This window comes from Saccharopolyspora halophila (assembly GCF_039531955.1).
Classification (GTDB): Bacteria; Actinomycetota; Actinomycetes; order Mycobacteriales; family Pseudonocardiaceae; genus Saccharopolyspora; species Saccharopolyspora halophila.
Map to the genome: position 1 here is coordinate 162,519 of NZ_BAAARA010000003.1, position 25,285 is coordinate 187,803.

Annotated in this window: 21 protein-coding genes; 12 read left to right on the forward strand and 9 right to left on the reverse strand. The window is 70.0% G+C overall.

The annotated features are described in order from the left end of the window. Positions 1–168 precede the first annotated feature (168 nt). Positions 169–1,809: a chaperonin GroEL gene (gene groL, locus ABD289_RS05985; protein WP_344127450.1), complete on the forward strand. Its 1,641-nt coding sequence runs from the start codon at positions 169–171 to the stop codon at positions 1,807–1,809. Positions 1,810–1,962: 153 nt separating this feature from the next. Further along, on the forward strand, positions 1,963–3,975 hold the full coding sequence (locus tag ABD289_RS05990) for a glycoside hydrolase family 84 protein (protein ID WP_344127452.1): 2,013 nt from the start codon (positions 1,963–1,965) through the stop codon (positions 3,973–3,975). Between the two features lie 72 nt (positions 3,976–4,047). On the opposite strand, the gene ABD289_RS05995 is transcribed toward ABD289_RS05990, so the two are convergent. Beyond that, a complete protein-coding gene (locus ABD289_RS05995) occupies positions 4,048–4,608 on the reverse strand; it encodes a suppressor of fused domain protein (protein ID WP_344127454.1) in 561 nt (186 codons plus the stop codon). Between the two features lie 293 nt (positions 4,609–4,901). Here ABD289_RS05995 and ABD289_RS06000 point away from each other — a divergent pair, with 293 nt between their 5' ends. The 7 genes from ABD289_RS06000 (at position 4,902) to ABD289_RS06030 (ending at position 13,167) form a co-directional block, all read left to right on the forward strand. Next, on the forward strand, positions 4,902–5,789 hold the full coding sequence (locus ABD289_RS06000) for an AAA family ATPase (protein WP_344127456.1): 888 nt from the start codon (positions 4,902–4,904) through the stop codon (positions 5,787–5,789). Then, the gene (locus ABD289_RS06005) at positions 5,786–6,925 is read left to right on the forward strand and encodes a vWA domain-containing protein (RefSeq protein ID WP_344127458.1); all 1,140 of its coding nucleotides are present in this window, start codon (positions 5,786–5,788) and stop codon (positions 6,923–6,925) included. The genes ABD289_RS06000 and ABD289_RS06005 overlap by 4 nt, the downstream gene beginning before the upstream one ends. Positions 6,926–6,967: 42 nt before the next feature. After that, the gene (locus ABD289_RS06010; RefSeq protein ID WP_344127460.1) at positions 6,968–8,086 is read left to right on the forward strand and encodes an XdhC family protein; all 1,119 of its coding nucleotides are present in this window, start codon (positions 6,968–6,970) and stop codon (positions 8,084–8,086) included. A gap of 251 nt (positions 8,087–8,337) precedes the next feature. Next, positions 8,338–8,901 carry a (2Fe-2S)-binding protein gene (locus ABD289_RS06015; RefSeq protein ID WP_344127462.1) on the forward strand — a complete coding sequence of 188 codons (564 nt, stop codon included), beginning with the start codon at positions 8,338–8,340 and terminating at the stop codon, positions 8,899–8,901. Then, complete coding sequence (locus ABD289_RS06020) at positions 8,898–11,330, forward strand: xanthine dehydrogenase family protein molybdopterin-binding subunit (RefSeq protein WP_344127464.1); 2,433 nt, start codon at positions 8,898–8,900, stop codon at positions 11,328–11,330. The genes ABD289_RS06015 and ABD289_RS06020 overlap by 4 nt, the downstream gene beginning before the upstream one ends. Continuing rightward, positions 11,327–12,178: an FAD binding domain-containing protein gene (locus ABD289_RS06025; RefSeq protein ID WP_344127466.1), complete on the forward strand. Its 852-nt coding sequence runs from the start codon at positions 11,327–11,329 to the stop codon at positions 12,176–12,178. Before ABD289_RS06020 ends, ABD289_RS06025 begins: the two co-directional genes overlap by 4 nt. Before the next feature lie 215 nt (positions 12,179–12,393). Next, positions 12,394–13,167, forward strand: a complete 774-nt coding sequence (locus tag ABD289_RS06030; protein WP_344127468.1) for an SRPBCC family protein — start codon at positions 12,394–12,396, stop codon at positions 13,165–13,167. Between the two features lie 71 nt (positions 13,168–13,238). Here the strand turns inward: ABD289_RS06030 and ABD289_RS06035 are convergent, their stop codons facing one another. The 3 genes from ABD289_RS06035 to ABD289_RS06045 form a co-directional block, all read right to left on the reverse strand. Continuing rightward, positions 13,239–14,213, reverse strand: a complete 975-nt coding sequence (locus ABD289_RS06035; RefSeq protein WP_344127470.1) for an o-succinylbenzoate synthase — start codon at positions 14,211–14,213, stop codon at positions 13,239–13,241. A 118-nt stretch (positions 14,214–14,331) separates the two neighbouring features. Further along, positions 14,332–14,928, reverse strand: coding sequence for a suppressor of fused domain protein (locus ABD289_RS06040; protein WP_344127472.1), 597 nt, complete (start codon positions 14,926–14,928; stop codon positions 14,332–14,334). Positions 14,929–15,179: 251 nt separating this feature from the next. Beyond that, positions 15,180–16,841, reverse strand: a complete 1,662-nt coding sequence (locus tag ABD289_RS06045) for a DNA repair helicase XPB (protein ID WP_344127475.1) — start codon at positions 16,839–16,841, stop codon at positions 15,180–15,182. A gap of 222 nt (positions 16,842–17,063) precedes the next feature. On the opposite strand from ABD289_RS06045, the gene ABD289_RS06050 reads away from it, so the two are divergent. The 3 genes from ABD289_RS06050 to mdlC all read left to right on the forward strand — a co-directional run bounded on the left by ABD289_RS06050 (position 17,064) and on the right by mdlC (position 20,118). Next, entirely contained in the window at positions 17,064–17,612 is a 549-nt protein-coding gene (locus tag ABD289_RS06050) for a DUF4334 domain-containing protein (protein WP_344127477.1), read from the forward strand. A gap of 93 nt (positions 17,613–17,705) precedes the next feature. Continuing rightward, the gene (locus tag ABD289_RS06055) at positions 17,706–18,401 is read left to right on the forward strand and encodes an LppU/SCO3897 family protein (RefSeq protein ID WP_344127480.1); all 696 of its coding nucleotides are present in this window, start codon (positions 17,706–17,708) and stop codon (positions 18,399–18,401) included. A gap of 121 nt (positions 18,402–18,522) precedes the next feature. Next, positions 18,523–20,118 (forward strand): benzoylformate decarboxylase, encoded by a 1,596-nt coding sequence (gene mdlC, locus ABD289_RS06060; protein ID WP_344127482.1) that lies wholly within the window; start codon positions 18,523–18,525, stop codon positions 20,116–20,118. Positions 20,119–20,326: 208 nt separating this feature from the next. Here the strand turns inward: mdlC and ABD289_RS06065 are convergent, their stop codons facing one another. From ABD289_RS06065 to ABD289_RS06085, 5 genes are all read right to left on the reverse strand, one after another. After that, complete coding sequence (locus ABD289_RS06065; RefSeq protein ID WP_425564580.1) at positions 20,327–21,130, reverse strand: ABC transporter ATP-binding protein; 804 nt, start codon at positions 21,128–21,130, stop codon at positions 20,327–20,329. 1 nt (position 21,131) lies between these two features. Further along, on the reverse strand, positions 21,132–21,932 hold the full coding sequence (locus ABD289_RS06070) for an ABC transporter permease (protein WP_344127484.1): 801 nt from the start codon (positions 21,930–21,932) through the stop codon (positions 21,132–21,134). Next, a complete protein-coding gene (locus ABD289_RS06075) occupies positions 21,929–22,696 on the reverse strand; it encodes an ABC transporter permease (RefSeq protein ID WP_344127486.1) in 768 nt (255 codons plus the stop codon). Before ABD289_RS06075 ends, ABD289_RS06070 begins: the two co-directional genes overlap by 4 nt. A 9-nt stretch (positions 22,697–22,705) precedes the next feature. Next, on the reverse strand, positions 22,706–23,722 hold the full coding sequence (locus tag ABD289_RS06080; protein WP_344127489.1) for an ABC transporter substrate-binding protein: 1,017 nt from the start codon (positions 23,720–23,722) through the stop codon (positions 22,706–22,708). A 385-nt stretch (positions 23,723–24,107) separates the two neighbouring features. After that, the gene (locus tag ABD289_RS06085) at positions 24,108–25,121 is read right to left on the reverse strand and encodes an ABC transporter substrate-binding protein (RefSeq protein ID WP_344127492.1); all 1,014 of its coding nucleotides are present in this window, start codon (positions 25,119–25,121) and stop codon (positions 24,108–24,110) included. Between the last annotated feature and the right edge of the window lie 164 nt (positions 25,122–25,285).

The window sequence follows — 25,285 nt, forward strand, 5'->3', positions numbered from 1 at the left end:
CGATGTTGAGTGCCAGGTCGGGAGGGTGAGGCCGCCTCCGGCGACACCACAAGACGGTAGTCGCCGTGCGGTCGTCCGTCGCGGGCACCGAGCCTGGCCGAGCACGAGTCCTGCCGTGGCGTGTGATTCCACTCCGCGGCGTCCTGATAGGTGGAGGACCACACCGCAATGGCCAAGATGATCGCGTTCGACGAGGACGCCCGCCGCGGTCTAGAGCGCGGCATGAACAACCTCGCCGACGCCGTCAAGGTGACGCTCGGCCCCAAGGGCCGCAACGTCGTGCTCGAGAAGAAGTGGGGCGCGCCGACCATCACCAACGACGGCGTCTCGATCGCCAAGGAGATCGAGCTCGAGGACCCGTGGGAGAAGATCGGGGCCGAGCTGGTCAAGGAGGTCGCCAAGAAGACCGACGACGTCGCCGGTGACGGTACGACCACGGCGACCGTGCTGGCCCAGGCGCTGGTGCGCGAGGGCCTGCGCAACGTCGCGGCCGGCGCTTCCCCGATCGCTCTGAAGCGGGGCATCGAGAAGGCCACCGAGGCGATCTCCGAGCAGCTGCTCAAGAACGCCAAGGAGATCGAGACCAAGGACCAGATCGCCGCCACGGCCGCGATCTCGGCCGGTGACCGCCAGATCGGTGAGCTGATCGCCGAGTCGATGGACAAGGTCGGCAAGGAAGGCGTCATCACCGTCGAGGAGAGCAACACCTTCGGGCTCGAACTCGAGCTCACCGAGGGCATGCGCTTCGACAAGGGCTACATCTCGCCCTACTTCGTCACCGACACGGAGCGGATGGAGGCGTCGCTCGACGACCCGTACATCCTGCTGCTCAGCTCCAAGATCTCCAACATCAAGGACCTCCTCCCGCTGCTGGAGAAGGTCATGCAGGCCAACAAGCCGCTGCTGATCATCTCCGAGGACGTCGAGGGCGAGGCCCTGTCCACGCTGGTGGTCAACAAGATCCGCGGCACCTTCAAGTCGGTCGCCGTCAAGGCACCCGGCTTCGGTGACCGCCGGAAGGCGATGCTGCAGGACATGGCCGTCCTGACCGGTGGTCAGGTCATCAGCGAGGAGGTCGGTCTCAAGCTCGAGAACGCCGACCTGCCGCTGCTGGGCCAGGCCCGCAAGGTCGTCGTCACCAAGGACGAGACCACCATCGTCGAGGGTGCGGGCGACGACGAGCAGATCGCCGGCCGGGTCAACGAGATCCGCGCCGAGATCGAGCGCTCGGACTCCGACTACGACCGCGAGAAGCTGCAGGAGCGGCTGGCCAAGCTGGCCGGCGGCGTGGCCGTCATCAAGGCCGGCGCGGCGACCGAGGTCGAGCTCAAGGAGCGCAAGCACCGCATCGAGGACGCGGTCCGCAACGCCAAGGCCGCCGTCGAGGAGGGCGTCGTCGCCGGTGGCGGCGTTGCCCTGCTGCAGGCCGCCCAGACCGCCTTCGACGGCCTCAAGCTCGAGGGCGACGAGGCGACCGGTGCGAACAGCGTCAAGCTGGCCGTGCAGGCTCCGCTGAAGCAGATCGCGGTCAACGCCGGCCTCGAGGGCGGCGTCGTCGCGGAGAAGGTCAAGAACCTCACCCCGGGCGAGGGTCTCAACGCCGCCACCGGCGAGTACGAGAACCTGATCGAGGCCGGCGTCATCGACCCGGCCAAGGTCACCCGCTCCGCGCTGCAGAACGCCGCGTCCATCGCCGCGCTGTTCCTGACCACCGAGGCCGTGGTCGCCGACAAGCCGGAGGAGAACGGCGGCGCTGCCGCTGCCGCCGGCGGCGGTGACCCGATGGGTGGCATGGGCGGCATGATGTGATGACCGCCGTGCTCGGAGCCTGAGGCTCCGCACGCTCGAAGGGCCGTCCCCGTTCGCGGGGGCGGCCCTTCGCATGTTCGCGGGTCCCCGCGAAATGGCGGGCCAAGCGTGTGTTCTCCTGGTTTCGTCCGAAGGTCCGGGTGAGGTGGGTTGATGCATCGTCAGAAGACCAGGTCTGTCGCGGTCGTCCTCGCGATGGCGGGGGTGCTGGTTGCCGGGTGCACCAACAGCCCGCCGCCCGAGCCCGGACAGCAGCCCGCGGAGGACGCACCGGTGTCGCTGCCCGGCAGCGGGTTGCCGTCCGTGACGCCGCAGCCCGCGCAGATGAACCGGCTCGGCGACGACATCGCCGTGCGCGGCAAGGTCGAGGTCATCGTCGAACCGTCGGTGGACCGGCCGGCCCTGGACCTGACCGTGCAGGTGCTGCGGATGGCCGGGGCCTCGGAAGTGGTCGTGCGCGAGCCCGGTCGGCGCGACGAGGACGCCACGCTGCGCGTGCGCCTCGGCGGCCGGACCTCGCCGATGATCGTCAAGGGCCTGCAGCAGATGCACTACGACGCTCCGTGGAACATGGAGCCGGAGAGCTACGTGCTCGCGGCCAGCGGAGGGGAGGACCCGGCGCTGGTCATGGGCTCCTCCGACCCGGCAGGTTCCTACTACGCCGCGCAGACCCTGCGCCAGATCACGTCCCCGGGGCGGATCGCCGGTGTCGGCGTGGTCGACGAGCCCACGATGCCCTACCGAGGCGCGATCGAGGGGTTCTACGGTCCACCGTGGACGCATCAGGAGCGGATGGACCAGCTCGCCTTCTACGGCGACATGAAGCTCAACACCTACATCTACGCGCCCAAGGACGACCCGTACCACCGGGAGCAGTGGCGCGAACCGTACCCGCCGGAGAAGCTGGGCGAGGTGCAGGAGCTGATCGGGCAGGCGCACGCGCACCACGTGAAGTTCGTCTACGCCCTGTCCCCGGGGAAGTCGATCTGCTACAGCGACGAGGCGGACTTCCAGGCGCTGATCGGCAAGATGCAGGCGATGTACGACGTGGGCGTGCGGGACTTCTCGCTGCCGCTCGACGACATCTCCTACACCAGCTGGAACTGCGCCGCTGACGAGCAGGCCTACGGATCGCCCTCGAAGGGCGCGGCCGGTCGGGCGCAGGCCGATCTGCTCAACCGGGTGCAGAAGGAGTTCGTCGACGCGCATCCGGACGTCTCGCCGCTGCAGTTCGTGCCGACCGAGTACTCCGACGTCGAGGACTCGGCCTACAAGACCGCGATCCGCCAGGTCCTGGACCCGCGCGTGCTGGTGATGTGGACCGGGGACGGGGTGATCCCGTCGCAGATCACGGTCGAGGACGCCCGCGAGGCCGAGCAGGTGTGGGGCCGCAAGGTCTTCCTGTGGGACAACTACCCGGTCAACGATTTCGACGACTCGGCCGGTCGCCTGCTGCTCGGTCCGTACGGCAAGCGCCAGAACGGCCTCTCCGAGCAGCTCGAGGGCGACGTGGTCAACCCGATGAACCAGGCCGCCGCGAGCAAGGTCGCCGAGACCGGTGCGGCCGACTTCGCCTGGAACGACGAGAAGTTCGACCCGCAGCGCGCTTGGCGCGCGGCCGCCGAGTACCTCGCCGGGGACCGCTTCGCGGGCGGCGAGCCGAGCCTCACCGCCGACCCGAAGACGGTCGACGCGCTGATGGTCTTCTTCGACCTCAACCACATGTCCCCGCTGGCCAGCGGAAAGCCCTGGCAGGCACCTGCTCCGGAGCTCGATCGCAGGCTGGACTCGTTCGAGCAGCGGTGGGCGAGCGGCGACCGGGACCGGGCGCTCGGGGAGCTGCGCGCCTACGCGCAGTCGATCGCGGACGCTCCGGAGGCGATCCGGGCGGGTGCTGCCCCGGATTTCGTGGCCGACTCCGAGCCCTGGCTGGCCGCCACCGACCACTGGGGCGATGCGCTGCTGTCCACCGTGGACGCGCTGCGGGCCAGGGCCGGCGGCGACGAGGCCGCGGCCCGGGCCGGTTTCGACGCGGCCGAGCAGGCCGCCGCGCAGGCCCGCTCGTTGCGGACCGATCCGGCGGAAGTGCGCCCGCAAGGCCCGATCCTGGTGGCCGACGGGGTGCTGGACACCTTCGTGCGGCGAGCTCCGAACGAGCTCACCTGAGCATCGGGCGCTGCCCCGAACCCGCCCCGGCGAAACGGATGCTTCGCCGGGGCGGTCTTCGTCGGTGGGGCGCTACGCCGTGGCGGTGGGGCGGTTCAGGTCGACCAGGTCGACGTCGAGGGCTTCCCACTTGTCGTAGAGCGCGTCCCGGCCGTAGCGCGAGATCAGCTGGGCTTCGCCGCGCGCGATCGGGATCAGGGTGATCAGCTGCAGCACCGGTTCGCCGCCGTCGAGCAGGACGTCGAACTCGTCGTCCAGGTAGGGGTGCGGTGCGGCCAGGGCGCCCGCGATCTCGCTGTCCGGCAGGAGCACCCGATCGTTCATGATCAGCGCCCCGTAGCCGACGCGGCTGTTGGACTCGGTCAGCAGCTCGGCGATCACGCCCACCAGGTGCTTGGCGTAGAGCTCGTTCTCGGCACGCAGGGTGCACAGCAGCTCCTGCGGCAGCGGCGCGCCCGCGGTGCGATCCCGCAACCCGCTGGTCAGCACGGTGACGTGCGCGCCGTCGGAGTGGTCGCACAGCACCAGGCTGTACCCGCGGTCTCGCCCGTCCTCGGTAATGCTGCTCTCAGCGCCTCGAATCCGGCCGATGTGCCGCTCCACGTGCGCGGGAAACCCGGAGAACCGACTCATGCCCGAAATCCTACGGCTCCACCGACCCGCTCCCGCCCAGAGCGACGACATCACGCCGCGGAGCCACCTGAGGGGACACTTCAGTTCGGGTTTGCGTGGCGGCGCCGGGAGGGGAGCGCGCCCGAAATGTCCGGACAGTTTTAGGCAAAACTGTCGCTCGCCCAGGTGGCACGCCTGAACCGCACGCCATGTCCGGATCGCGTACTCGGCACACCCGGTGTTCAAGCGGGGGCACCACGCCGCCGAGTCGTGAGGCCATCGCCTCGGGTGGTTCCGTCGAATAGGCTCGAAGCATGGCGGTGGCTGATGCGTTCCAGATGAAATCCCCGTCCGAGGTCTCCACCAGGCTGGACGAGACGGGATACCTGCCGGATGACGGGATCGCCACGGCGGCGTTCCTGGCGATGCAGATGCGGCGCCCGCTGCTGTGCGAGGGGGAGCCCGGCACCGGCAAGACGGCTCTGGCGCAGTCGCTGGCGGCCGCGCTGGACGTGAACCTGATCCGGCTGCAGTGCCACGAGGGCATCGACGCCGCGCAGGCGCTCTACGACTGGGACTTCCCCCGCCAGCTGCTGCACCTGCGCACCCTGGAGGCGGCCTCCGGTGGTCAGCTCGACGCCGACGACGCCGAGTCCTCCCTCTACACGCCGCGCTTCCTGCTGGCCCGGCCGCTGCTGCGCGCCCTGCAGGAGGCGCCGTGCGTGCTGCTGGTCGACGAGATCGACCGCGCCGACGACGAGTTCGAGGCCTTCCTGCTGGAGGTGCTGTCCGAGTACGCGGTGAGCATCCCGGAGTACGGCGAGGTCCGCGCCGCCGAACCACCAGTGGTCCTGCTGACCTCCAACCGCACCCGCGAGGTCCACGACGCCCTCAAGCGCCGCTGCCTCTACCACTGGCTGGAGCACCCGGGCCTGGAGCGCGAGGTGGCCATCCTGCGCCGCAGGCTGCCCGGTCTCGAGGCCAGGCTCGCCGAGCAGGTCGCGGCCGCGCTGCAGCGAATGCGCCAGATGGAGCTGCTCAAACCGCCGGGCGTGGCCGAGGCCCTGGACTGGGCCCAGGCGCTGCAGGCGCTCGGCGCCGGGTCCCTGGACACCGAGATCGCCTCGACGACCCTCGGCGCGGTCCTCAAGTACCGGGAGGACGCCGAACGCGTGCGGTCCGCGGGCATCGTGGCGCCATGACCGATGCGGTCACCGGGCTGGTCGGTTTCGCGCGGGCCCTGCGGCACTCCGGCATGGCCTGCGGCCCGAACCGGGTGCAGCACTTCCTGGACGCCGTCGAGCAGGTCGGCGTGGAGGATCGCGAGGGTCTCTACTGGGCGGGTCGCCTGACACTGTGCTCCGAGCCGGACGACATCCCGCGCTACGACGTGGCGTTCTCCGCTTGGTTCAGCTCGCAGCCGATGCAGGTCGAACAGCCGGGGCAGCCGATGTCGCGCCCGGCGCAGATCGCGGCGCTGAGCGGCCCGGACGAGGGCGAGGGCGAAGGCGAGGAGGGCGAGGACCCGCTCTCGGCGGCGGCCAGCGATGCCGAGATCCTGCGGGATCGGGACCTCTCCGAGCTCACCACCGCCGAACGCGACCACCTGCGCCGGCTGCTGGACACCCTGCGCCCGGAACCGCCGACGCGCCCGGCGCTGCGCCGCGAACCGGGCAAGCGCGGCACGCTGAGCCCCCGCGCCACGTTGCGGTCCATGCTGCGCTCCGGCGGCGAGCCGGTGCGGCTGCCCAAGCAGCACCGCGCTCGACGCGCCCGCCGGGTCGTGCTGCTCATCGACGTCTCCGGATCGATGAGCCCCTACGCCGACGCGCTGCTGCGCTTCGCGCACGTCGTGGTGCGCCGCGCGCCGACGAGCACCGAGGTGTTCACCCTGGGCACGAGGATGACCCGGGTCAGCCGTCAGCTGCGCCAGCGCGACCCGGAGGCGGCGCTGCTGGCCGCCTCGCGCGCGGTCCCGGACTTCTCCGGCGGCACGCGGCTGGGCGAGACGTTGCGGGTGTTCCTGGACCGGTGGGGCCAGCGGGGTCTGGCGCGCGGCGCGGTCGTCGTGCTGTTCTCAGATGGCTGGGAACGCGGCGACTCGGGGGAGCTGACCGAGCAGATGCGCAGGCTGCGCCGACTGTCCAGGGGCGTGGTGTGGGCGAACCCGCACGCGGGCCACGACGGATATCAACCGGTGCAGTCCGGAATTGTCGCGGCCTTGCCGCACGTTGACCAATTGGTGGCCGGGCACAGCCTGCGGTCGCTCGAGGACATCTGGTCGTGGGTGCGCAGGCTTTCCCGGTCCGGGGAGCGGCTCCCGGCCGATTTCACCTGAGATCGAAGCAACGGTGCCGGTCGGCACGTGGAGGTGGGCGCAGTGCGCGACGTTTTGGACGAGTTGACCAAGCGCTGGGAGGCGGGCGAATCCGTCGGCCTCGGCACGGTGGTGGCGACCTTCCGCTCCGCGCCTCGTCAGCCGGGGGCGGCCATGCTGGTCACGCAGGACGGCGAGGCCGTGGGCAGCGTCTCCGGCGGATGCGTCGAGGGCGCGGTCTACGAGGAGGGCACGGGTGTCCTCGACAGCGGGGAGCCGGTGCTGCGCCGCTACGGCGTCAGCGATGACGACGCCTTCGCCGTCGGCCTGACCTGCGGCGGAATCCTGGACATCTTCGTGGAGAAGGTGGACCGCGAGACCTTCCCGGAACTCGACGAGGTCGCCGCCTCGGTGCGCGCCGAGGAACCCGTCGCGGTGGCCACCGTCCTGGAGCACCCCGAGGAGTCCAAGATCGGCACCCGGTTGCTGATCTGGCGGGAGCGCGTGCGCGGCAGCCTGGGCGCCGAGCGGGTGGACGACGCCGTGGTCGACGACGCGCGCGGGATGCTGGCCAGCGGTCGCAGCGGCGTCATCGAGTACGGCCCCGAGGGGCAGCGCCGCGGCGAGGGCATGCGGGTGTTCGTCAACTCCTTCGAGCCGCCGCCGCGGATGCTGGTCTTCGGCGCGATCGACTTCGCCGCCGCGATGGCCCGGATGGGCGGTTTCCTCGGCTACCGGGTCACCGTCTGCGACGCCCGGCCGGTGTTCGCCACCACCAGCCGGTTCCCGGGCGTGGACGAGGTGGTCGTGGACTGGCCACACCGATACCTGGCCAACGAGTCCGAGGCGGGGCGCATCGACGAGCGCACCGCGATCATGGTGCTCACCCATGATCCGAAGTTCGACGTCCCGGTGCTCAAGCAGGCGCTGGCGCTCGACGTCGGCTACGTCGGCGCGATGGGCTCCCGCCGCACCCACGAGGACCGGCTGCAGCGGCTGCGCGAGGAGGGCGTCACCGAGGAGCAGCTCGCCGAGCTGTGCTCGCCGATCGGTCTGGACCTGGGGGCCCGGACCCCGGAGGAGACCGCGGTGTCCATCGCCGCCGAGCTCACCGCGCTCCGGTGGGGCGGTCGGGGAGTTCGGCTCGCCGAACTGGACGGGCCGATCCACCACCACTCCTGATGCCCTCCGGGTCGATCGTCCCGGAGGGATCTCCGGTGCCGCTCGGCCCGGAGCGGGTCTCGCGGACGGTGGCCCCCTGAACGTGACCGGTCGATTCACCGGAACAGACGGTACTTCGCGGCTTCCCTGCGGCGCGCGCTTGCTGTGAGCGGGGCGGCGTAGCACGCTCGCGTGAGTGACATCCGTCACTGAGGCGGATCAGTCGTGTTCCCGAACGTCCGCTGGACACCGTTCGGCAAGGAGGCCGCTCCATGCCCCGCATCACCGTCAACGTAGACGGCACCAAGTACGAAGACGAGGTGGAGCCGAGAACGCTGCTCGTGCAGTACCTGCGCGACCGCCTCGGCAAGGTCGGAACCGTCGTCGGTTGCGACACCAGCAACTGCGGCGCGTGCACCGTCCACATGGACGGGCGCAGCGTGAAGTCGTGCTCCGTGCTGGCCATGCAGGCCGACGGGCACGACGTCACCACCATCGAAGCCCTCGCCCAAGACGGCAAACTGCACCCGTTGCAGGAAGCCTTCCACGACAACCACGCGCTGCAGTGCGGCTACTGCACTCCAGGCATGATCATGCAGGCCCTGGACCTGCTGGCGGAGAACCCGGATCCGGACGACCAGGCCGTCCGCGAGGGGCTGGAGGGCAACCTCTGCCGCTGCACCGGCTATCAGAACATCGTCCGGGCCGTGCGCGACGCGGCCTCGCGGATGGAGCCGGGAGCCGGGCCCGCGATGGAGCACACCGAGGACACCCCGGTGCCGCGCACGCCCGCCGACGAGCAGACCGGATCGCGAGTCACGGGAGGACGGCAATGACCTCAGTGGCGGAACCGGAACTCGGGCGCTCCCGCAAGCGCAAGGAAGACGCGCGGCTGATCACCGGTCAGACCCGCTGGACCGACAACCACACCCCGATGGGCACGCTGCACCTGGCGATCCTGCGCTCGCCGATGGCGCACGCCCGGATCACCGCGATCGACACCGAGGCCGCTCGCGAGATGCCGGGCGTGGCCGCGGTGATCACCGGCAGGGACATCGCCGACGAGCAGGGCTCGCTGCCGTGCGCCTGGCCGATCACCGATGACATGAAGGCGCCCACCGCGCCACCGATGGCCGTCGACGAGGTGTGCTTCGCCGGGGAAGCGGTCGCGGTGGTCGCGGCGCGCTCGGCGGCGGAAGCGCGCGACGCGGCCGACGCGATCGACGTCGACTACGAGGACCTGCCGGTGGTGCTGGACATGCCCTCGGCGATCCGGTCGGACTCGCCGCTGGTGCACGAGGACCTCGGCACCAACAAGAACGCGACGTGGACGTTCGACTCCGCCGAGGCCGGCACCGGCGGGGACGTGGAGCAGGCGCTGGCCGCCGCGGAGGTGCGCGTCGAACGGGAGTTCCGGCAGCAGCGGCTGATCCCGGCGTTCATGGAGCCCCGCTCGGTGGTGGTGGATCCGACCGGTGAGCAGATCACCATGTGGTCGGCCACCCAGGTCCCGCACATCCTGCGCGTGATGCTGGCGATGTCGCTGGGCGTGTCGGAGAGCAAGATCCGGGTGATCGCTCCCGACGTCGGCGGTGGCTTCGGCGGCAAGCTGCAGGTCACGCCGGAGGAGTTCATCGCCTTCGTGATGGCGCGCAGGCTGAACCGTCCGGTGAAGTGGACCGAGACGCGCTCCGAGACCATGGTCTCCGGCCATCACGGCCGGGATCAGATCCAGAAGCTGTCCATGTCGGCCAAGAGCGACGGCACCATCACCGGCCTGAAGGTCGAGCTGCTCGCCGACATGGGCGCCTACCTGCGGCTGGTCACGCCGGGCGTGCCGATCCTGGGCGCGCTGATGTTCAACTCGATCTACAAGATCCCGGCCTACCACTTCAGCTGCACCAACGTGTTCACCAACAAGACGCCCACCGACGCCTACCGCGGTGCCGGGCGCCCGGAGGCCACGTTCGGCATCGAGCGGATGATGGACGAGCTGGCCAACGAGCTGGGCATGGACCCGATGGAGGTCCGCCGCAAGAACTGGATCAAGCACGAGGAGTTCCCCTACGACACGGTCGCGGGTCTGACCTACGACTCGGGCAACTACGAGGCCGCCACCGACAAGGCCGTGGACCTGTTCGGCTACACCTCGCTGCGCGAGGAGCAGGAACGCCGCCGCCGCGACGGTGACGCGGTCCAGCTGGGCATCGGCATCTCCACGTTCACCGAGATGTGCGGGCTGGCGCCCTCCCGGGTGCTGGGCTCGCTGTCCTACGGGGCCGGTGGCTGGGAGAGCGCCTCGATCCGGATGCTGCCGACCGGAAAGGTCGAGGTGGTCACCGGCGTCTCGCCGCACGGGCAGGGGCACGTGACGGCGTGGAGCCAGATCGTGGCCGACCGGCTCGGCGTGCCGTTCGAGGACGTCGAGGTGCTGCACGGCGACACCCAGGTCTCGCCGAAGGGCATGGACACCTACGGTTCGCGGTCGCTGACCGTGGGCGGCATGGCGGTGGTCAGCGCGGCCGACAAGGTCATCGACAAGGCCCGCCCGATCGCCGCGCACATGCTCGAGTGCGCCGAGGACGACCTGGAGTACACCGGCGGGCGCTTCGGGGTGCGCGGCACCGACCGGGGCGTGGCCATGGGCGAGGTCGCGCTGGCGACCTTCGCCGCGCACGACCTGCCCGACGGGGTGGAACCGAGCATCGACGCCGATGCCACGTTCGACCCGGAGAACTTCTCCTTCCCGCACGGCACCCACCTGTGCGCCATCGAGGTGGACACCGAGACCGGGCACGTGAAGATCCGCAAGTACGTCTGCGTGGACGACATCGGCTCGGTGGTCAACCCGCTGATCGTGGAGGGCCAGGTGCACGGCGGTCTCGCGCAGGGCATCGCGCAGGCGTTGTACGAGGAGGCCATCTACGACGAGGAGGGCACGCTGACCACCGGCACGTTCGCCGAGTACCTGGTTCCCTCGGCAGCGGATCTCCCGGATTTCACCACCGACCGCACCGAGACCAAGGCGACGTCGAACGCGCTGGGCGTCAAGGGCGTCGGCGAGGCGGGCACCATCGCCTCCACTCCCGCGGTGGTCAATGCGATCGTCGACGCGCTGCGGCCGATGGGCGTCAAGGACGTGGAGATGCCCTGCTCGCCGCAACGGGTCTGGCGCGCCATCACCGGTTCCCGGTCCTCCGGCACGACCACGCCGGAGTCCGGAGGCGGGCTCGGTTCCATCGATTCCCAGGGAGGTGCCCGGTGATCCCGGTCCAGTTCTCCTACACCGCCCCCTCCACGGTGGAGGAAGCCGTGGTGGCGCTCGCCACGGCGGGCGAGGACGCGAAGGTGCTGGCGGGCGGGCAGAGCCTGCTGCCGGTGCTGCGGATGCGGTTGGCCGACCCGGAGACGGTGCTCGACATCGGCCGCATCCCGGAGATGCGCGGCATCCGCGAGGACGGTGACCACGTGGTCATCGGCGCCATGACCACGCACTACGACGTCGCGGCGGATCCGCTGGTGCAGCAGCACTGCGAGCTCATCGCGCTGGCGACCCGGACCGTCGCCGACCCGCAGGTGCGCCACCGCGGCACCTTCGGCGGATCGCTGGCGCACGCCGACCCGGCGGGCGACCTGCCCGCCCCGGCGCTGGTGCTGGACGCGGAGATGGTGCTGGCCGGGCCGTCCGGGCGGCGCACGGTACCCGCGGCGGACTTCTTCGTCGACTACTTCACCACCGCGCTGGAACCCGGCGAGCTGCTCGTCGAGGTGCGGGTGCCGAAGTGGACCGGCTGGAAGGCGCGCTACGAGAAGTTCAACCAGATCGCCCAGGCCTGGTCGATCGTCGGGGTCGCGGCCGCGGTGCGGGTCGACGGCGACAGCATCGCCGAGGCGCGCATCGGGTTGACCAACATGGGCGCCACCCCGATCCGGGCGCGCGGCGTCGAGCAGGCGCTGGTCGGCCAGCCCGCGACCGCGGAGGCCATCCGCTCGGCGGCCGCGCACGCGGCCGAGGGCACCAGCCCGGCCTCCGACGCGGGGGCCGACGCCGATTACCGGGAGCACCTCGCAACGGTGCTCACCGGGCGCGCGGTGCAGGCCGCGTGCGGGTGAGCGGTCCGTGAACGCTTCGGGGCCGGTGGTGGATTCGCCACCGGCCCCGAAGGCGTTTCGACGCTCGCGATGATCCAATTGGACTACCGGCGCGCCGCCCGGACTGGAAAGCTGGGAACGAGACCGCGTTATAGCGTCGGATCACGGGTACAGCTTCAGCAAGAACTACGGCTCTTCGACAGGGCCGAGCTCGGTCGAACCAGGAGGACACTCCAGTGCAGATGCAGCACACGTTCAGCGTTCCGGTGCCGATCGACAAGGCGTGGCAGGCGATGATCGACCCGGAGACGGTCGCCCCCTGCATGCCCGGCGCGACGCTCACCAAGGCCGAGGGCAACGAGTTCGCCGGTTCGGTGAAGGTCAAGCTCGGGCCGGTCACCCTGCTCTACAAGGGAACCGGAACCTTCCAGGAGACCGACGAGAGCGCCCGGCGCATCGTCATCGACGCCAGCGGCAAGGACTCCCGGGGCGCGGGCACCGCAGCCGCCACCGTGACCGTCCAGCTCACCGCCGACGGCGACACCACCAACGGCACGGTGGACACCGACCTGAAGGTCACCGGCAAGCCCGCTCAGATGGGCCGCGGGCTGATCTCCGAGGTCGGCAGCAAGATCCTCAACCAGTTCGCCGACAACCTCGCCGAGAAGCTCTCCGCCGGCGACTCGCCTGCCGGGGAGGGCAAGTCGGAGGCCGCTTCCGAGTCGGGCTCGGTGGGCAACGGTTCCACGGGCGCCGCCGGTGCGACCGCGGCAGCGGGTGCCGGCGCGGCGGCGGGCTCGACAACGAAGGACGCCAGCTGGAAGGTCACCCCGGCCGAGTCCCAGTCCGCCCGCGCGGCGGAGCCCTCGAGCAGCAACGAGGCCATCGACCTGCTCGGCACCGCGGGCACGCCGGTGCTCAAGCGCGTGGCGCCGGTGGCGGTCGGCCTGCTGGTCGTCTTCGTCGTCCTCCGCAAGCTCAAGCGCCGCAAGGCCCGCAAGGCGGCCTGATCGCGGGGGCGGTTCCGCCCGGGACCTGGCGAAGGGCCGGGAACTCCGGTGGAACCGCCCGCGCTCGCGGCTCAGTCCAGCAGTTCGTTGACCCGGATCAGCCGGTCGATCCACGCGCGCTGGACGTCCGCGGGCGGGGTCGCCGCCGCGACCTTGGCCGGGTCCGGCACCGGTGGCTTCGTCAGCACCGGGAGATGGCCGTCGACCGGCAGCAGCGGCTCGGCGACCACGTCGCCCTCCAGCAGCGCGATGGTGCCCAGGCCGCAAGCGAACGGCAGCTCGGGCAGCGCCCCGGCGAGGGCGAGCTGGGCGGCCAGCCCGACGCTGGACTCCACGGCGGAGGAGACCACGCAAGGCAGCCCGCTGGCCTCGGCCACCTCGAGCGCCCTGCGGACGCCGCCGAGCGGGGTGGCCTTGATGATCGCCACGTCGGCGGCTCCGGCCACGGCGACCTTCAGCGGGTCCTCGGCCCGCCGGATCGATTCGTCGGCGGCGATGCGCACGTCCAGCCGGCGCCGCACCTCGGCGAGGTCGTCGATGTTCGGGCACGGCTGCTCGGCGTACTCCAGGCCGTCCGCGGCCCGGTCCAGCTCCTTGATCCGCGCCACCGCGGTGTCAACGTCCCAGGCCGCGTTGGCATCGATCCGGATGGCTCCGCCCGGGCCCAAGGCGTCCCGCACGGCCGCGACCCGCTCCTGGTCCTCCCCGGGCGACTGCCCGGTCTCGGCGACCTTGACCTTCGCTGTCGAGCAGCCCGATCCGGACACGATCCGCTGCGCCTTCTCCGCGGGAACCGCGGGCACGGTGCAGTTGACGGGAATCCGCTCCCGCACCGGCCGCGGCCAGCCGACGCTGCAGGACTCCAGGGCGGTGCGCAACCAGGGCGCGGCAGCCGCGTCCCCGTAGTCCTCGAAGGGGCAGAAGTCGCCCCACCCTCCGGGACCGGACAGCAGCACCCCGCGCCGAACGGTGACCCCCCGGAACCGGTTGCGCATCGGCAGCGCATAGACCCGCACCGCATCCAGCTCACCCAGATCGATGTCCATGCACCGATCATTTCAGCCCGAACCGCTCTCCGCCCCTCCCAGGTGACAGTTTTGCCGAAAACTGTGACCCCTGGGTGCCCGCAATACCAGTGACAGTTTTAGGCAAAACTGTCGCTTGTCAGGCGACGCTGGGGCGGCCCAGGTCGAAGACGTCCACCTCGAAGCGGGCCCACTGCTGACGCAGGGACGTGACGCCGTGGTCGAGGATGTAGTTGAGCTCGCCGAGGGTGACCGGAAGCAGGGTGAAGACCTGCAGCTGCTCGACGCCCTCCTCGTCGGTGAAGCGGGTGAACTCCGGCGGGAAGAACGGGTGTCCGCTGGCCAGCACGCCGTGGAACTCGGTGCCCGGCAGCAGCGGCTGCTGGTTCGGCACGATCTGGTCGGGCACCAGGTAGGTCCGGTTCTGCACCAGCAGTTCGCAGGTCAGGTCGGTCAGGTGCCGCGCCGCTTCGGCCTGCTCCTTGTACACGGTGCAGGCGAGCTCCTGGGCCGGTTCGGCGCCCAGCGGCTGGAACCGCAGGCCGCTGCTGATCACCGTGCTCAGGTGATAGCGCTCCAAGTAGAAGAAGACCAGGCCGTAGCCGCGGTCGGGGCCGCGCACGTTCGGGGGTTCGGCCCCGGTGGGCGTGCCTGCGTAGCGCTCGAGGTTCTCCGCGAGCCCCACGAAGCGGTGCGCACCGCCCAACACCGGGCGTTGCTGCTGCTCGGTTGCCATCCGATCTCCAGTATCTTGCGGGACACCCACAGCCGGCTGGCCGGCCGAGCGACCCAGGAGCTGCTCACTCAACACGGCCTCCGGTGGTTCTGCGGAGCACCAGCTCCGGGTCCCCCGATTGTATTAACCGAGGGTGACGACATAGCTGCTCAGTCCCGGTACTGGGTGCTTTCATCGCAACGGTAACTGGAAACGGAGCGAACACGGACACTTTTGGGTGACACCTGCCCGTGCGGCACATCAATTTTTCGTCACCCTACGTCCGGTACGGCCGGGCCGAGCAGATCGTCGGCGTCGACGATCCGGTACGCGTAGCCCTGCTCGGCGAGGAACCGCTGGCGGTGCGCCGCGTAGTCGGTGTCCAGCGTGTCGCGCGAGACCACCGAGTAGAAGTGCGCCTGGTTGCGCTCGACCTTGGGGCGCAGCAGCCGCCCGAGCCGCTGCGCCTCCTCCTGCCGGGACCCGAAGGTGCCCGAGACCTGCACCGCGACCGACGCTTCCGGCAGGTCGATGGAGAAGTTGGCGACCTTCGAGACCACGAGCCGGTTGATCTCGCCGCGCCGGAACTGGTCGTAGAGCGCCTCGCGTTCCTTGTTCTTCGTCGAACCCTCCACGATCGGCGCGTCCAGTGCCTCGCCGAGCTCGTGCAGCTGCTCCAGGTACGCGCCGATGACCAGCGCGGGCTCACCCGGGTGCTGGTCGAGGATGGCCTTGACCACCGGAGCCTTGGTGCGCGCGGTGGAGCACAGCTTGTAGCGCTCCTCGGCCTCGGCGGTGGCGTACTGCAGCCGCTCGTCGTCGGTCAGCGTCACCCGCACCTCGGTGCACTCGGCCGGGGCGATCCAGCCCTGCGACTGGATGTCCTTCCACGGCGCGTCGTAGCGCTTGGGGCCGATCAGCGAGAACACGTCGCCCTCGCGGCCGTCCTCGCGCACCAGGGTCGCGGTCAGCCCGAGGCGCCGCCGGGACTGCAGGTCAGCGGTCATCCGGAACACCGGCGCGGGCAGCAGGTGCACCTCGTCGTAGACCACCAGGCCCCAGTCGCGCGAGTCGAACAGCTCCAGGTGCTTGTACTCGCCCTTGGAGCGCCGGGTGATGACCTGGTAGGTGGCGATGGTGACCGGGCGGATCTCCTTCTTCTCCCCGGAGTACTCGCCGATCTCGTCCTCGGTCAGCGAGGTGCGCTCGATCAGCTCGCGCTTCCACTGCCGACCGGCGACGGTGTTGGTGACCAGGATCAACGTGGTCGCCTCGGCCTCGGCCATCGCCGCGGCGCCGACCAGCGTCTTACCCGCGCCGCAGGGCAGCACGACCACGCCGGAACCGCCCGCCCAGAACGACTGCACGGCCTGCTGCTGGTAGTCGCGCAGCTGCCAGCCGTCCTGCTGCAGCGAGATCGGGTGCGCCTCGCCGTCGACGTAGCCCGCCAGGTCCTCGGCGGGCCAGCCGATCTTGAGCAGCAGCTGCTTGAGCCTGCCGCGCTCGCTCGGGTGCACCGCCACGGTGTCCTCGTCGACGCGCTCGCCGAGCATCGGCTTGACCTTCTTGTGGCGCAGCACCTCTTCGAGCACCGCGCGGTCCAGCGAGACCAGCACGAGCCCGTTCGCGGGGTCGTTGGTCAGCTGCAGCCTGCCGAAGCGGCCCATGGTCTCGACGATGTCGACCAGCAGCGGCTGCGGAACCGGATAGCGGGAGTACTTCACCAACCCGTCGACGACCTGCTCGGCGTCGTGCCCGGCGGCCCGCGCGTTCCACAGCGCCAGCGGCGTGATGCGGTAGGTGTGCACGTGTTCCGGAGCGCGCTCCAGCTCGGCGAACGGGGCGATCGCGGTGCGCGTCTCCTCGGCGAGTTCGTGGTCGATCTCGAGCAGCAGGGTCTTGTCGGACTGGACGATCAGCGGTCCGTCGGTCAAGGTGAGCGCTCCCTCGGGGTCGGGTGGCGTTTCCGCAGGTGATCGGCGCGAAGCTCGACACCGTCCGGACACGGCGTCCAGTATTCCAGTCACCGCGGAGCGCCCACTCCCGGTCCAGGTGCCGCACGGCCTCGGCCGTGACCCGAATCGCGCGGGCCGGGGCGGGTCGTACCGAGACCGCCCCGTCGGAGGAGTCGCAGGGGCCCCGAGCCAGGAGGAGACATGACCGCGCAGGACGAGCTGGTGCAGCTGGAGGCCGGAGCCTCGCTGGAGTCGGCGCTGGAGTTCTTCGACTCGCTCCCACCGGCCCGGGTGGCGGAGCTGACCGGCACTTGGCGGGGCAACGGGATCGACACCGGAAACCCCTTCGACGGCCTGCTCGAGCGCTTCGGCTGGTACGGGAAGCGGTTCGACGGCCCGGACGACGCCCACCCGCTGCTGTTCACCGGCTCCGGCGGCCGGGTGGTCAGCGTGAACCCGGCGTTCGTGCCGATGGGCCTCGTGCTCAACATCGCGGACAAGCTGAACAACCCGGTGGTGGGGAAGCTGTTCACCCGCCTCGTGCCGTTGCTGACCACGCGCGAGCCACGGGCGAGGTTGCGCATGGTCGAGTACCGCGGGGTCTCCTCGGCCGCGATGATCTACGACTCCCTGCCGATCTACGACCCGTTCCGCAAGGTCGACGAGAACACCCTGCTCGGCGCGATGGACCTGCGCGGCCTGCGGGCGCCGTTCATGTTCGTCCTCCGCCGCGACTCCGCGGCGGGGTGAGGATGCTCAGCGGGCGGGCGCTCCCGGCGCCCGCTGGGGTGCTCGCGGGTAGGTAGATTCCCCCGGGGAAGCGTCGTTGACCTCGGAGGGCCCGTGAACTACCCGCCGCAGCAAGGGCCGCACGGCCCGCAGCCGGGCCCCCATCCGCACGGGGGTCAGCCGCCGCAGCCCCAGGGGCAGCCGCCGCAGTGGGGCCAGCCGCAGGGTGCGCACTATCCCGGTGGCGCCCCGCATCCGGGCGGTTTCCACCCGCAGCAGAACTTCTGGCAGCAGGTGGCGGGCGGGCCGCCGCCGCAGCCGCCGCGCAAGAACCGGAACGGGTTGATCCTCGGGCTGGTCGGGGGTGGACTCGTGGTGCTGGTCCTCGCGGCGATCGCGCTGGTGACGGTGCTCCTCTCGCCGGACGAGATCAAGGCGGGGGAGTGCATGTCCCTGGAGGACGAACGCGGTGGGTCGATGTCCTCGGCCGAGTGCGGCTCGCCCGACTCCGACTACCGGGTCGTCAGCGTCCGGGGCGGCCACGACCTCGCGATGTGCGGGGACGACTACGCGAACGTCCACCGGGACACCACCTACTGCCTCCGGCTCGACGTGCGCACGGGCGACTGCCTGACGTCGTTCCAGCAGGACGCGGCCGTGCTGCCGCTCAAGATCGCCTGCGGCGCCGCGCAGGACCAGGTCACGCGCGTCGCGCCCGGCCAGGACCCGGAGACGATCTGCCGCGAGAACGAGGGCTACTACGTCTTCAGCCGGGAAACCGTGTGCTTCTCCGAGGTCCAGGGCGCGTAGCGCCCATGCCGGTCGGCCGACCGACGTCCGATTTCGCGGCGTTGCGATTCGACACCTTTGTTTCCGCTAACGACGTCCGTTCTGCTGTGATGTGCGCAGAACGAGCTGGAGGAGGACTTCGATGGGCAGCGAGGACCGCACGGTTCGCGACATCACCAGGGGGCTGATGCGCGAACTGGGCCTGACGACGGTGTTCGGCAACCCGGGCACGACTGAGGTGCCCTTCCTGACCGGGTGGCCCGACGACTTCCGGTACGTGCTGGGGCTGCAGGAATCCGTGGTCGTGTCGATGGCCGACGGGTACGCGCAATCGCGCCGGGAGCCGGTGCTGGTCAACCTGCACTCGGCAGGTGGAGTCGGGCACGCGCTGGGCGCGGTGTTCACCGCCTACCGCAACCGCACGCCGATGGTCATCACCGCCGGGCAGCAGACCCGGACCGTGATGTTCGGCGAACCCTTCCTCGGGGCGACCGAGGCCGCCAACTTCCCCAAGCCCTACGTGAAGTGGAGCTACGAGCCCGCGCGCGCCGCCGACGTGCCCGCCGCGCTGCAGCGGGCCTACCAGATGGCCACGACCCCGCCCTACGGGCCGGTTTTCGTGTCGATCCCCGCCGACGACTGGGACGAACCCGGCGTCGAGGTCTCCGCGCGCCCGATCACTCCCGGCTTCGCGCCCGACCCGAGCGCGGTGGGCCAGCTCGCCGAATCGCTGCGCGACTGCGCGCGGCCCGCGTTCGTGGCCGGCCCGGCCGTGGACCAGGACGGCGTGGTCGACGAGTTCGTCGAGCTGGCCGAGAAGACCGGCGCGGCCGTGTGGGTGCCGCCGATGTCGCCGCGCTGCTCGTTCCCCGAGGACCACCCGAACTTCGCGGGATTCCTGCAGCCCGAGCAGAAGCTGCTCAGCCAGGAGCTGTCCGCCTACGACCTGGTCGCGGTCTTCGGCGCGCCCGCGTTCACCTACCACGTCTACCGCGGTGAGACCGACATCGCGCTGCCCGAGCTGTTCCTCGTGCACGACGACCCGGACGTGCTCGCCCGCGCCCGCAGCGGTCGCGGTGTGCAGGGCACCATGGCGCACGCGATCCCGCAGCTCAACGCGCAGGTCGGGCACGCCGGGCGGCAGCAGCCGACGCCGATGCCCCGCCCGGACAAGCCGGCCGCGTCCAGCCCGATGACCGCGGCGTACGTCTTCGACACCATCACCCGGGCGCTGCCTGCCGACGCCGCCGTGGTCGAAGAGGCGCCGAGCCACCGCAACGACCTGCACGAGTTCTTCCCGATCACCAACCGGGACGGCGGGTTCTTCGCCGGGTTCTCCGGGGCGCTGGGCTACGGCGTCGGAGCTGCCGTCGGTGTGGCCATGGCTGACACCTCCCGCCGCACGGTCGGGCTGATCGGCGACGGCTCCAGCATGTACGGCATCCAGTCCATCTGGACCGCCGTGCGCGAGCAGGCGCCGATCACCTTCGTGATCCTGGACAACTCCAAGTACGCGGCGGTGGCGGTGCTCGGCGAGGCCGCGGGTGGCAGCAAGCTGCCCGGAGTCGAGCTCGGCGGGATCGACTTCAACGAGCTGGCCACCAGCCTCGGCTGCCCGGCCAAGACCATCGAGAAGCCCGAGGAGCTGACGGCCGCGCTCGAGGAGGAGTTCGCCGGGAAGCAGGGGCCCACCCTCCTGCACGTCAAGGTCGACCCGGGCCAGCGGTTCCTGTACTGAGAATCTCGCTTGGCTCGTTCTGCGTGGCGGTGCGGGCAGGCGCGGTGACAGTTTTGCCTAAAACTGTGAGGTCTTGGTGACCGTACAGTTTTAGGCAAAACTGTCACGTCCCCTGCTCGGGTGCCGCTGGTGGCTTCGCCGTTGCGGGTGCTGGACGTGAAAAGGCCCGGTCGAGCGGGGTGCTCGGCCGGGCCTTCTCGCGTGCGGGTCAGGCCTTTTCGGTGGGTTTCGCCGCGCTGCGAACGTCCAGGAGGCGGGCAACCTCGGAGCGCAGGTGGACGAAGGTCTCCGACTCGCGGGTGCTGATCTGGTCGCGGTCCTCGCCGAGCGGGATCTCCAGGTCCTTGACCACCGTGGCCGGCGACTTCGACAGGACGAAGACGCGGTCGGCCAGGTAGATGCTCTCGTCGATGTCGTGGGTGACCAGCAGGACGGTGCTGTCGAACTGCTTGCGGACCCGCAGCAGCAGGTCCTCCAGCTCGAAGCGGGTCTGGGCGTCCACCGAGGCGAACGGCTCGTCCATCAGCAGCAGCGCCGGGCGGCAGGCCAGCGCGCGGGCGATGGACACGCGCTGCTGCATGCCGCCGGAGAGCTGCCACGGGTACTTCTTCGCCGCGCCCGCCAGACCGACCCACTCCAGCACCTCGTCGGCGCGGGCACGCCGCTCGGACTTGCTCAGGTCGCGCGAACGCAGCGGGAACTCGACGTTGGCGCGCACCGACAGCCACGGGAACAGCGAGCGGCTGTAGTCCTGGAACACCACGGCGAGATCGCGAGGCACCTCGCCCTTGACGTCGTCGCCGTGCAGCCGGACATCGCCCGAGGTCGGCTTGATCAGCCCGGAGATCGAGCGCAGCAGCGTCGACTTGCCGCAGCCGGACGGGCCGACGATGCAGGCCAGCTCACCGCTGTCGACCGAGAAGTTCAGCTCGGAGATGGCCTCGTGCCCGTGCGCGCCGCCGTAGCGGTGCCCGAGTCCGGAGACTTCCAGCATGGGGTTGTTTCGGGTCATCTCAGCCTCCGACAACTTGGTCAGCCGACGTGGGCTGCCAGCTCAGCGCTCGGCGTTCCACCATGAGCAGCAGGGTGTTCAGTACGTATCCCAGGACGCCCAGCAGCACGATGCCCGCCCACATCGCCGGGAAGTCGAACTGCCGCTGGTCGAACATCAGCCGGTAGCCGATGCCGTTGGTGGAGCCGACCAGCTCCGAAACGACCATCACCACCAGCGACAACGACAGGCTAACCCGCAGACCGGCGAAGATCTTGGGAGCCGCCGCCGGGAGCACCACGCCGAAGATCCAGTGCATTCGCGGGATCCCGAACGACCGGGCCGTGTCGAACTTGACCTGGTCCACCGAGCGAGCGCCGTCGACGGTGTTGAGCAGGATCGGCCACAGCACGCTGAACACGATCACGGTGATCTGCATCTGCGCGCCGATGCCCAGCAGCACGATGAACACCGGGACCAGCACGGGCGACGGGATGGCGCGCATGAAGGCCATCAGCGGGCCGACGTAGTCCAGCGCGGTCCGGGACCGCCCCAGCATCGTGCCCACCGAGACGCCGACGAGCACGGCCAGCAGCCAGCCGAATCCGACCCGGCCGAGGCTGGCCAGCATGTCGCCGTAGGCCTCGGAGGTCAGGAACAGGTCCGAGGCCGGTCCGCTGAACCACTTCTCGCCCGCGGTGGTGACGATCTTGCTCGGCGGTGGGAAGAATGGGTGCTGGGACAGCTGCGTGCCCAGCTCCCACAGCCCGACCGCGATGATCAGCACGAGCCACTGCCGCAGGAACGAACTCGCCTTGCTCACAGCGCCTCCCGATCCACCGAGCTCCACCGCAGCCCGCGCTTCTGCACCAGCTCGAGTGCCTCGTTGATCAAGTAGCCGACGATGCCCGCGACCAGCGTGCCCGCCAGCACCAGGTCCATCCGGCCCGCACCGGTGCTGGCTTCCAGCACGAAGCTGCCCAGCCCGCTGCCGCCACCGGCGAGGAACTCGGTGCTGACCACCAGGATCAGCGCGACCGTCGCCGACATCCGGATCCCGGTGAGCACGAACGGCGCCGCGTGCGGCAGCGCGACCGTGAACATGGTCCTGCCGCGTCCCAGGCCGAACGACCGCGCTGTGTCGACCATCACCGGGTCGATCTCGTCGAGCGCGTAGATCGTGTTGAACAGGATCGGCCACACCGCCGCGTAGACGGCCAGCGCGATCTTGGTTTCCGGGCCGGAACCGACCAGCACGATGGCCAGTGGGATCAGCGCGACCGAGGGGATCGGGCGGAGGAACTCGATGATCGCCCGGGTGGCGACCCGGATGCCGCGGACGCTGCCGAGCAGCAGGCCGAGCGGCACGGCGATGGCGATCGAGATGCCCAGCGCGATGGCCCAGGCCAGCACGGTCGCGACCAGATCGAGCAGAAATGAGGTGTCGCCCATCAGTTGCGCGAACCTGGCGAACACCGTTGTGGGCGGTGGCAGGTACCGCTGGGCGACGAACCCGGACCTGCTGAAGGCCTCCCACACGAGCAGGAAGCCCAGCAGTCCGAGGAGGCCCCGGAGTGTTCTCGTCATTTCCCGCAATCAGCTCTGCGGCGGAGCGATGATCATGCTCGCCACGTCGATGTTCTTGTCGATGTAGTTGAATTCCAGCATTAACCGGGGAATGCGCTGCAGCCGGGTGGCGTCCGGGCGGTTGTTCATCTTCAGCAGTGTGATGACCGACGCAGTCTGCTCATCGATCTTGGCGAATTGCGGTAGCAGCGGTTCCACCTTGGACCGGTCCTGGCAGGCGCTGACCGCTTTGCCCATCGCGCGCTGGAACGCCTCGATCGTCTTGGGATTCTGCTGCGCGAATTGCGCGTTGGAGACGTAGCCCACCAGTGGCAGGTCCTCCAGCGGGCCGGTGGCGCAGTCGAGCACCGGGACGGCGCCGGCGTTGCGGGCCGCCAACGTCAGGAAGGGCTCGACCAGCATCGCGGCGTCCACATCACCGGCTTCCAGTGCCTTCGGGGTGTTCGCGAAGCCCAGCGGGCTCCACTTCACCTGGTCGTAGGGCACGTTGTTGGCCTTCATCGAGGCCTTGACCATCAGCTCGGAGATGGTGCCGGTGCCGCTGATCGCGATCCGCTTGCCCGCCAGGTCGGTCGGGCTGCGCACCCCGGAGTCCGGAGTGGACATGATCAGGCAGCTGTTCGGCACCGCCGAGGCGCAGTCGGCGATGATCTTCAGATCGGCCACGCCCTTGGCCTGCGCCGCGATGATCGGAACGTAGCTGGAGAACGTGATGTCGTAGTCGCCGCCGATCGCGTTGTTCAGCGCGGTGGCGCCGTCGGAGGCTGTGACGATCTCCACGTCGAGGCCCTCGTTCTCGAAGAGGCCCTGCTGCGCGGCGTAGTGCAGCGGTGCGAGCTCAGCGGTGGGCAGCGCGCCGACCTTGATGCTCGGCTTCTCCACCTGCCCGTTCCCGGACGACTGCGCTCGTTCCGAACCTCCGAGGAGGCCGCAGCCGCTGCTGCCCATCAACGCACCTGCGGTGGCCACACCACCGGCGAGCTTGAGCATGTCGCGACGGGCTACGGCGCGGGACGACGGACGCATCTGGATCCTCCTGGCATGGCGTGTGTCACGACGGTTGCCGTGGGCCGGGGATGGGCGTCGGGTCCGGGCGCGTCTCCCGTGGCACCCGCGGGCGCCTGCGTCGTGCTGGGTTGGTGACCCCGTTTCGCCCGGACCGGCTTTTCAGCGTGACGAACTGTAGGAGGTGGAACCGGAAGCGACAACGAAAAGTAATTAGCTCGTTGTGTTGGGTAACTCAGCGGCGGGCTCGTGATCACTGGCTGCCAATGGAGAAGACCCTGAGTGACCGGAATGGCCATTTCTGCGTACCGACGTTGAAAACTGGGAAAATTCCAGACGAACAAAAAGGCCGCGGGAGGAACGTCGAGCGACGAACCCCCGCGGCCTTCCCGCGGTCGCGTTCGGGTCAGCTGTTCTGCGGCCGAACGATCATCTTCGAAACGTCGATGTCGGCGTCGATGAAGCCGAACTCCTTCATCAGGCGGGGAACGCGCTGCAGGCGAGTGGCGTCCGGCTTGGAGTTGAACTTCAGCAGCGACATGATCGAGGCCGTCTGCTCGTCCACCTTGGCGAATTCCGGCAGCAGCGGCTCGACCTTGCTGCGGTCCTGGGCCATGGCCACGGCCTTGTCCATCGCGCGCTTGAAGGCGGCGACGGTCTTCGGGTTCTCCTCGGTGAACTGCGCGGTCGCGCCGTAGCCGGTCAGCGGGAGGTCTTCCAGCGGGCCGGTGTTGGTGTCGGCGACCGGAACGGCGCCGATCTTGCGGGCGGCCTGGGTCAGGAAGGGCTCCGTCAGGATCGCCGCGTCCACCCGGCCCTGCTCGAGCGCCGCGGGCATGGTCGGGAACGGCACCGGTGCGAACTCGGTCTGCGCGTAGTCCACGCCGTAGGCCTTCATGGTGGCCTTGACCAGGAGTTCCGAGATGGTGCGCGGGCCGGAGATGGCGATGCTGGCGTTGGCCAGGTCCTGCGGCGTGCGCACGTTCGAGGACGGCCTGGTCATGATCACCGTGGTGTTCGGCGCGCCCGCGCCGCAGTCGGCCACGATCTTCAGGTCCGCCACGCCCTTGGCCTGCGCGGCGAAGAACGGCACGTAGCTGGAGTAGGTGATGTCGTAGTCACCGCCGATGGTGCTGGACAGCGCGGCGCTGCCGTCGGAGGCCGTGACGATCTCGACGTTGAGCCCTTCCTGCTTGAACATGCCCTCGCGCACGGCGAGGTGCAGCGGCGCCAAGTCGGAGATCGGCAGCGCACCCACCTTGATGTTGGGCTTTTCCACCTGGCCGTTACCGCTGCTCGCGGATTCCGAGCCGCCGAGCAGGCCGCAGCCGCTGGCGCCCATGAGTGCGCCGGCGGTGGCGGTTCCGCCTGCGAGCTTGAGCAGACCTCGGCGCGACAGGGCGCGGTCGGTCAGGGTCATCGTGAGTCCTCCTCGCGTCGGCGCGGGCGTGCGCCGCAGAAATTCGGGTGGGTATGGCCGCCGATCCGGCGCGGAACGACCCCCTGCCACGCTCCCAGGTGCGACGGCGCCGGAGGCTCCGCCGGGCACCGCGGAGTTCGCGCCACGAACCGAAGATCGGCGAG